The 8,046-nt window shown below is 35.5% G+C and carries 9 protein-coding genes; 3 read left to right on the forward strand and 6 right to left on the reverse strand.

Going from position 1 to position 8,046, the window contains the following annotated elements; all coding sequences use genetic code 11:
• Window positions 1-101: 101 nt before the first annotated feature.
• Complete coding sequence (locus HMPREF9018_RS11265) at window positions 102-464, reverse strand: hypothetical protein (protein WP_232724652.1); 363 nt, start codon at window positions 462-464, stop codon at window positions 102-104.
• On the opposite strand from HMPREF9018_RS11265, the gene HMPREF9018_RS10710 reads away from it, so the two are divergent.
• The 3 genes from HMPREF9018_RS10710 to HMPREF9018_RS06315 all read left to right on the forward strand — a co-directional run bounded on the left by HMPREF9018_RS10710 (window position 357) and on the right by HMPREF9018_RS06315 (window position 1,702).
• Entirely contained in the window at window positions 357-608 is a 252-nt protein-coding gene (locus tag HMPREF9018_RS10710; RefSeq protein ID WP_232724653.1) for a helix-turn-helix domain-containing protein, read from the forward strand. The genes HMPREF9018_RS11265 and HMPREF9018_RS10710 overlap by 108 nt on opposite strands.
• Window positions 609-631: 23 nt before the next feature.
• Window positions 632-943: a helix-turn-helix domain-containing protein gene (locus HMPREF9018_RS06310; RefSeq protein WP_004355529.1), complete on the forward strand. Its 312-nt coding sequence runs from the start codon at window positions 632-634 to the stop codon at window positions 941-943.
• 342 nt (window positions 944-1,285) lie between these two features.
• Window positions 1,286-1,702, forward strand: coding sequence for a plasmid mobilization protein (locus tag HMPREF9018_RS06315; protein WP_008449527.1), 417 nt, complete (start codon window positions 1,286-1,288; stop codon window positions 1,700-1,702).
• A gap of 44 nt (window positions 1,703-1,746) precedes the next feature.
• Here HMPREF9018_RS06315 and HMPREF9018_RS06320 read toward each other — a convergent pair whose 3' ends face one another.
• The 5 genes from HMPREF9018_RS06320 to HMPREF9018_RS06340 all read right to left on the reverse strand — a co-directional run bounded on the left by HMPREF9018_RS06320 (window position 1,747) and on the right by HMPREF9018_RS06340 (window position 7,600).
• Complete coding sequence (locus HMPREF9018_RS06320) at window positions 1,747-2,535, reverse strand: class I SAM-dependent methyltransferase (RefSeq protein WP_039864574.1); 789 nt, start codon at window positions 2,533-2,535, stop codon at window positions 1,747-1,749.
• A 130-nt stretch (window positions 2,536-2,665) separates the two neighbouring features.
• Window positions 2,666-3,565 carry a tail fiber domain-containing protein gene (locus tag HMPREF9018_RS06325; protein WP_157794588.1) on the reverse strand — a complete coding sequence of 300 codons (900 nt, stop codon included), beginning with the start codon at window positions 3,563-3,565 and terminating at the stop codon, window positions 2,666-2,668.
• Between the two features lie 44 nt (window positions 3,566-3,609).
• Window positions 3,610-5,766, reverse strand: coding sequence for a C25 family cysteine peptidase (locus HMPREF9018_RS06330; protein WP_008449520.1), 2,157 nt, complete (start codon window positions 5,764-5,766; stop codon window positions 3,610-3,612).
• 83 nt (window positions 5,767-5,849) lie between these two features.
• Window positions 5,850-6,986 (reverse strand): StlD/DarB family beta-ketosynthase, encoded by a 1,137-nt coding sequence (locus HMPREF9018_RS06335; RefSeq protein ID WP_008449525.1) that lies wholly within the window; start codon window positions 6,984-6,986, stop codon window positions 5,850-5,852.
• Window positions 6,986-7,600, reverse strand: a complete 615-nt coding sequence (locus tag HMPREF9018_RS06340) for a TetR/AcrR family transcriptional regulator (protein WP_008449518.1) — start codon at window positions 7,598-7,600, stop codon at window positions 6,986-6,988. The genes HMPREF9018_RS06335 and HMPREF9018_RS06340 overlap by 1 nt, the downstream gene beginning before the upstream one ends.
• Window positions 7,601-8,046: the final 446 nt, after the last annotated feature.

Raw genomic sequence — 8,046 nt, forward strand, 5'->3', positions numbered from 1 at the left:
TCATCAAAACTATATATCGTCAAAACTATATATCGTCAAAATAATCTATCGATAAAACTATCTATCGACACTTCGACATCTCGATTTGTCGAACTATCGAATTATCGATAAAACAACAAAATAATAAAAGGAAAGAGCCGGCACCTCATCTCATTACCGCAATAACACAAATGGATCTCCTTTGGTCTTTTCTCTTGTTTTCTCTCTATTTCCCTGCTTATCCTCATTTCTTGCAGCGGTGCTTCCGAGGGTTTACTTTTGCACTCGATAAGTACGGCAATGGACTGCATAACAGTTTGTTTGCCGAGTAACAATAAAGTAATCAAAACAAAATCAAGGCAATGAAACTCATTATCATCGACCGCAAAGCGTGGGAGCGGCACTGCTCCGAATTTGCAGACTTTATCCACAGTATTGAACAGCTTATCGGCAATCCGCCCGAAACGGACGAATGGCTCGACAATGAAGCCGTATGCCGCAGGCTCGGCATTAGCAAACGCACCCTGCAATCCTATCGCGATACGGGTAAAATCCCCTTCTCCATCATTGGGCATAAATGCTATTATAAGGAGAGCGACATCGCAGAGTTACTGAATGCAAACAATTAATGAAATCAAACACAGAATGAACTATGGAAGAGAAAGAAATCATTACACAGCAAGACCCTCAAATGCAGATGTTTGCACAGTTGATGGAGGGAATATTGAAGAAACTGAAGCGTTATTGTTCTACAGCCCGTCCAATGTTAGGCGGAGAGGTTTACCTAACAGGCGAGGAGGTTTGCAGCCAATTACGGCTCAGCACACGCACGCTCCAAGAGTACAGAAACTTAGGAACGCTTCCTTTCTACAAAATCGGAGGGAAGATACTATACAAGCAGAGCGACATACAGACAATGCTTGAAAGGCATTATAATCCAATACCGCAAACAGGTAAGTTATGAGTTAAGTTAAGAAATCAGTCGCGACTTAAGTCAAATGGTCAATTGTGACTTTGGTCAAGAAATTAGTTTCGACCTAAGGTAAAATTAACTTTAGTCAAAAATATGTCAGCTCATAAAGTCAGTAAGTCAAGAGATTAGTCTAAACTTATCTCTTGACTTACTTCTTGAACTTTGAACTCTCGCACCCCAGAAAGGTTACTTTATGGAACATAACAAACTATCTCTTTCTTTATACTGGCAAGGTGTGTCTTTGTACCACAAATTGCCATTTGTACCACAAAGACCCTTGCCCCAAAAGGGGATAAAATTACTCCAAAGTCGTGATTAGAAAATATAGAAACGATGAAAAGAAAGAACATAAACAAGCCAGACGGCAGATGTGGCACCTGCCCAAAATGGGACAGATGGCACATCAGAATACCCAACTACGAAGACCAACAAAAGGTCATAAATCTTTATCGAAAGTCGGGAGCAAAAACAAAGAGCGATTATCTAAGGGCAAGATTACTTGGAGAGGCATTCAAGGTTATTATAGAAAATAATTCTGATGAAAAATACTTGTGTGAACTCTCTAACATAATATCCCAAAATCACAAGATTGGTGTACTCTATAATGAAGCTGTTAAGATGCTCAACTGTTATCACTCAACCACCACTGCACAGAGAATGCTTCGCAAACTTGAAGCCTTTTCTGAAGCCATCATCAAACTACAGATGCAGGCGATAAAACTAACTGAGGAGTATTCTAATATGAAGTAGATATAACTATTGGGTAAATCATAATTAAACGAATTGGAAAAAAATTATTTTCTCAGCACATAAGTGCAAGAAGTCGTGTAAAAGTTTCGTAAATATTTTATCTTCGAAAAAACAGGCGAGAGAAGTCGTGGGGTCAAATTAAATTTTTGCTTATAATGAGGATTGATAAGCCATAATTGCCGTTTTACTATCCGAAAACCAATTGTTTTTATAAGTTTTTCAAAACTTTCAACAGTCACTTGTGAGCGTTTTATACTAAACAGTTCCTGAATAGTATCACTATTAGTTCCATTGAGTGTGAGGAAAGCTTTATAAAGAGGATTAGGAAGAAGATGTATGAATGGAATTTTAGAAACAAAGCCAGTACTGATTTGTTGATGTCCACCAAAAGGATTTTGCCATGCAGGAAAGCATACAAAAACTAAACTTTTTTCTGTCATGAACTTTTTTATATGAGACAAAAATTCTTTCTTACAAGGAGGTTCTATATGCTCTATCACATCCCTAAGTATTATAATATCAAATTTTCCTATTCCATCTTTTGAATTATTAAGTAACATAAAATTTTCACATATAAAAGTACCTTTCTGATTTTCTCTCTTAAAAAAATCTACAGCTTGTTCTATGCGTGAGCCGCATATGTCTATACCTGTTACCAAACATCCTATTTGAGCAAAAGGTAACAGGTTTCCTCCCTCCCCACATCCTATTTCAAGGACTTTTGTTCCTACTCCTATATTTATATAGGAACGCAGTAGTTCTATATAGAAGTCTTTGGTTGTACAAGCCAACTCTTGAAAGTAACGAAATCTATCTTTGTGTCTTTTTTGCATTTTATTAAAAATATTAAAAAACACGAGTTACTATAATGTTTTTTTGCAAGAAATCTGTCATAGTAACTCATGTGTTTTTATTCGGTACGAAAGTAATCTCGTTACCGAATTGGTTTGTAAAATGTCGTTATTATTCTATGATAAACTGTTTGGAGTCGCATACTGAACCATTTATTACTAACGTGGCAATGTGTACTCCTTTATTCAAAGAACTAATATTTTCGGTAATGGAACTTGAAAATTTAGATAATTCTATTTTCTTTTCTTGAACACCTTCTATTCCGCTAATCAATAGTATGCCATCTTTTGCCTGCTGAGAAAGTGTAAAGTCAATGGACAGCGTGGAACTAGACTGGTCTGAAACACATTTGTTTATATGACCTAATTCTTTGTGTGTACTGTTGTAAACAGAACCTTTTGATAAATACTCTAGCATTCTTTGCTGTTCTTCAACCTTGCCTTGTAAATCCTGAATTGATTTCACAAGTATAGGAATAATTGCAGTATAGTTAATAAGTTTCCTACCTTCTTCGTCTGTTTTAACAGCATCAGGAATGACCTCTTCAAGTTCTTGTGCCAAAAAACCAAATTGTAGGTTTTTATCACAAGAAGGACCATTGGCTACAGTCATTAAATGAGAACTTCTTGTTGCACTTCCAATGCCTGATTTCCAAGTATAACTTACAGGACGCAAATTTAATATTGTGTTCAGTCCCCCGTCAATAGTTTTGACATTTGTTTTGGCACGTTCATCTGAGTAATTGTACACATTTGCAACTTGAATGCTATTGAACGTACTTGTTTCGGTGTTGTAAAAGCATACCTCATCCCCCGTACCTGCTAATCGAGGACTTGCAGGTGACAGGTCTAATTGAAAAAAATTGTTGGCTTTGCAGGTCCAATAGGTTCCTGCCATTCCTCCAATTGTCATTCCGAGAAACTTGTGGGGAGTAACATCACCAATTGTAAGTTTTCCTTGTGAATAGGTAATCTGCGCATAACTTGCATTGGAGAACATGGCAGCAATCATAATGGCTGCGAGTTTCGATAGGAAATGATGATTCTTCATAATTACTATTTTTTTAATATTAATTGTAACTGAGTTGCTTTCGACGTTTTTGTAGTTGGAAAAAATTGTATTTTTTTCGCCTTTAACGTTATCTTGCCTTCGTTGAACAAGACATCGCCATAGGGTTTCGTTGACGTTACGTTTGTACCAACTTTTATGATGTCAGCTTCTATAACTTTATTTCCTCCTATTGTTTCATCTTGTATAAACAGAACATTATTGGAAACATCTGAGATTATGCAAGGGATAAAGTTATGTTTATTCAAAACTACCTGATAATCAGGTTGTATGTCGTTTAACAAAAGGGTATTTGTGGTAGTCTCCTTAACATAGAGTAATTCTCCCTTTGGTGATAACACTGATGCTCTGTAATTATACACACCTTGAGTAGTGATCCGTACTCCTGAAGCGGTGTTCTCTACAGAGACTTCTCCAAAAGCCTTTGTTTTATCTGTCCATATCTCCAAAGAAGGGTCATTGCCACAAATATACATAAAAGCATTGCTGATTGCTGGTTCACCTCCTCCTTGAGAAATATTTGCAAGATGTGACACTACGTTCAGTTCTCCGAAATTACAAATACCCTTATCCAACAACTTCTTAAAAATAATTTCATCAAAAGAATGATTGGCGGTAGTCCAAGAAGGCTCTGTTGAGCCTAAGAAAGCCACCGAGCCTTTTTCATAACGCATAAAGGATTCCAACAAACAAGGCTGATCATAACTAATGTCTCCATTAAGACATGCTATACTGAAAATTACAGGGAATACCTTTCCTGAAAGTTGAGAGACTTGCTCTTTTGAAAAGGGAACACCGTCAGCTCCCCAACTGGGAACCCAATCTACTTCACTACCATGACCTCTGTAATTTACGATATTCAATCCTTGGTTTATTTGTTCTATGACCATTGTATTTGTTGCATTGTTACCACCTTTTTGTGGAGAAGATCCATAAGCATATGTAAAAGATAAAGGAGTAGAATAGATAGACTTTCTTATCCTTTCACAGCATCCCTGATATTTATTGGGAGCAAACTCTTTGTGAGCAACAAGCAAACATTTATTTCCATATTGATTTCCTTCTTTTTCGTAGCATATGGTCTTAGATACCATATTTCTCAACTCATCCAATGAATTTACAGGAAACCTTCCTATATAAACATCTGCTTGTGTATCTTTTTCATTGTCTAAACAGCCATACCAATAGTCACTCTTTATTGGTGTCTGTTCATTTGCAGCCATCCAGTGATAAAGAGGGATAGTATTGTTGTCTCCGACAAACAAGACATATTTTATATTATTAACACGTTCTGATTTGATGTACGATTTGATTTTCTCGCATGTATTTCCAATTTCTTTAGTAGAAACAACTTTTGTCTTAAAGCCTTTAGCTGCTTTCCATTTGCAAAAGTCATTTAATACGTTACTATTTAACAAATTAGGAACTTCCCCGACTATAATCAAATAGTCATATGGAGAATTATCTAACGAAGAAGATTCTTCGGTCAAAAAATCGTAGTTATCAAAAATTCCCTTTTTAATAGATGGCATTATAAATTCATCTTTTTGTATTGAAGGTATTTCTTCAAAATTTACAACAAGGGTGAATTCTGTCAAAACGGATAACCTGTCAGTACTTGGATAATACTTAAATGGGCAAATTGTATAGGTATGGTTTGCAACACCCCTATATATTTGCTGTTCATTTCGCTCTATAAGTTGAGGTAGGAAACTTGAGCTGGCATAAACAGATTTATTGATTGAAAACTCTTTTTCTGTTTCCGTTTCTCTCAAAGGCTTTTGAGCTGGATATATCTTTCCTATATCAATGTTTTCCCACTTGTTTTCCACTACCTTTGCCGTACACTTTTTGTGCCGTGGCAACCCTATAAGTTGCGAAAATGTTGGTAGAGCAGGAAGACCTGCTTGCGAGAGGAAACCGCAACCATCAAAAGAGAGTTTGTGATAAATCATTCCTGACTTTTGAATTTCTTTGTCAAACAAACCAAATAATTTGACCTTCACTTTGTAAGAGTTACTATTTGACTCTAACACTTCTATCTGTGGTTTTTTCGCAACATTTCCCTCAAAGGATATCCATGTCTGCGAATAACAAATGCCGAAAAAGAAGCTGAAAAATAACAGCAAAAGACTTTTCTTCATAGTTATATCGGTTTTAATGTTATGAATTTTAATTCGTTGATTGAATTAAGTATGTTTTAATTAAACCAATTAGTTGGCGGCTATTATATCTTTTTTAACAATGCTGTTCCATATGAGAACCTTCCACTCTCTGGTACAAGGAGAAGAATCTTTCTCCCTCGTTTTATTTCTTTTGTCCTTATGAGCTCTTCCAGTCCCACATAAATGGCAGCCGAACCGATATTGCCAACAGAGGTCAGATTTGTAAACCATTTCTCTTTTGTCAGAGCAATGTTACGAGCTGCTATTTCGTCATTTAATTTCTCATAGAAGAACATTGATGAAACATGAGGTATGACATAATCTATCTCTTCCGCTTTTACATCATGTTTGGCAAGTACGGCTTCGATATGGTCAACCCAATATTTGATAATGTATTTCTTTAGCAGCCTAATGTCTTGTTTCAATAGCATTACTCCACGATTCTTTATGTCCTCCGGAGTGAATTCTTTCCAACTTTTCACTTGTTCGTCAACACCTAATTCTGCGCCCATGAACATACAGGTAGGAAGTTCATTAGCATAAGAGGTCATTTCTATCCATTCTATTTTTAGTGGACTTTCCCCTTCCAGGTGATCCTGCACTAATACTGCTCCTGCTCCGTCTGAAAGCATAAATCGAAGAAAATCTTTCTCAAATGCCATATAAGGATCTAAATCCGGATTCTCATGTGTTATTTCATATTCAGGATCATAGAATTTCGAGACTAATGTAGGGGAGGGAAATTCAGAAGCAACACAAACGGCATTCTGATGTAATCCAGCGAGAATATTACTATAGCATATTTTTAACGCCTGCAAAGAGGTAAGGCACACTCCTGCCGAAGAGAAAATCTCCATTGGAAAATTCTCCAGTTCTCCATGCACCATAGATGCGTGTGAAGGAATCCATTGGTCAGGAGTGCTTGTGGCACAAGAGAGTAGAGAGATTTCTTTGGGAATTTTATTATCTACAAATAATTTTACAACGGCTTCTTTTGCTAATTGCGCATTTGAATGTGTTATTTGTTGTTTCTCATTCAAAGCATAATACCTCTTTTTTATGCCATTCTGTCTTAATACAATGGAACGTGTCCTTGAAGGCTTATCGCCGATAAGTCCTAAATATTGTTCCATATTATCATTTTCTACAACCCTATTAGGCAAAAATGATGAAACTCTTGTTATATAAACTTCTCTCATTATTTTACAGCATTATAGATTAACATGTATTTCCTTCTTAATTCTTGGATACTCAATCCATCACCCGTAATAGCAAGTAAAAAGGAGTCTCCGTAATACAAGGAACGGAACAATGATATTGCCAGATCAGACTCCACATTACCACTCAACTCTCCATATTTGACACCTAAATCATAGTAATGCCTCCATTGATTATGAATTAGTATCTCTATTTCATTATATTTTTCCACAAATCCATTATAATGAAAAGACGCAGATGCCAATAAATTCACATATTGCGCAGAGATGTTTTTATCAATTCTGTTTTCTTTCATCACTCTCATTCGTTTCTCTGTATTATTCAATTCATAGTCAATATAAGTCCAGAATGGAGTTTTCTCTGAAGCAGGAATATCCGCATTCAACGCATCAGATATGAAATCAAATATAAACTTATCGATAACAGCCCTATATAGTCCTTCTTTATTTTTAGTTCGATAATAAATAGAGCCACGAGTTATTCCTGTGGCTTCTTCTAAATCTCCAGTTGTTACATTTACATATTCTTTTGACAAGAAGAGTTTAAATGCTTCTTGCAATATATAATCTGTCTTATCTTTTGTTTTGCTTCCCATAAATAATAGTTTCTAAATTATTATAACGGTGGTACTAATCTTTTTAATGTTCGCAAATATATGAAATTTTATAATTGTAACCAAATTTTTCGGAGGTTTTTTCTTTAAAAAGTTTCTTTTTTCTCTCTCTTTCATATATTGCAGTGTAAAATGGTTGATTATAAGTCTTTTTGCTGGTATAATAACGACACTAAAACTTCTAAAAATTATTTCCTATAAAGTTAGATGTGATTAATTTTAAGGTGTATCTACAATTTATTTCCGTAAAAACACACTGGTTTCATCAGAAAGTGTTATCTTTGCATTATCAAATTAAGTGTTCTTTGAGGCATTGCAGAATAAAGAAAGGGAAAGAAACTTGCTCGTTTCCAAATCGTAACCCTTTTATCCTTTATTCTTTCTTATTTTGCTGATTATCTGAAAGATATAAATTTATAGAATCTTTT

It is taken from the genome of Prevotella amnii CRIS 21A-A, from assembly GCF_000177355.1.
Taxonomy (GTDB): domain Bacteria; phylum Bacteroidota; class Bacteroidia; order Bacteroidales; family Bacteroidaceae; genus Prevotella; species Prevotella amnii.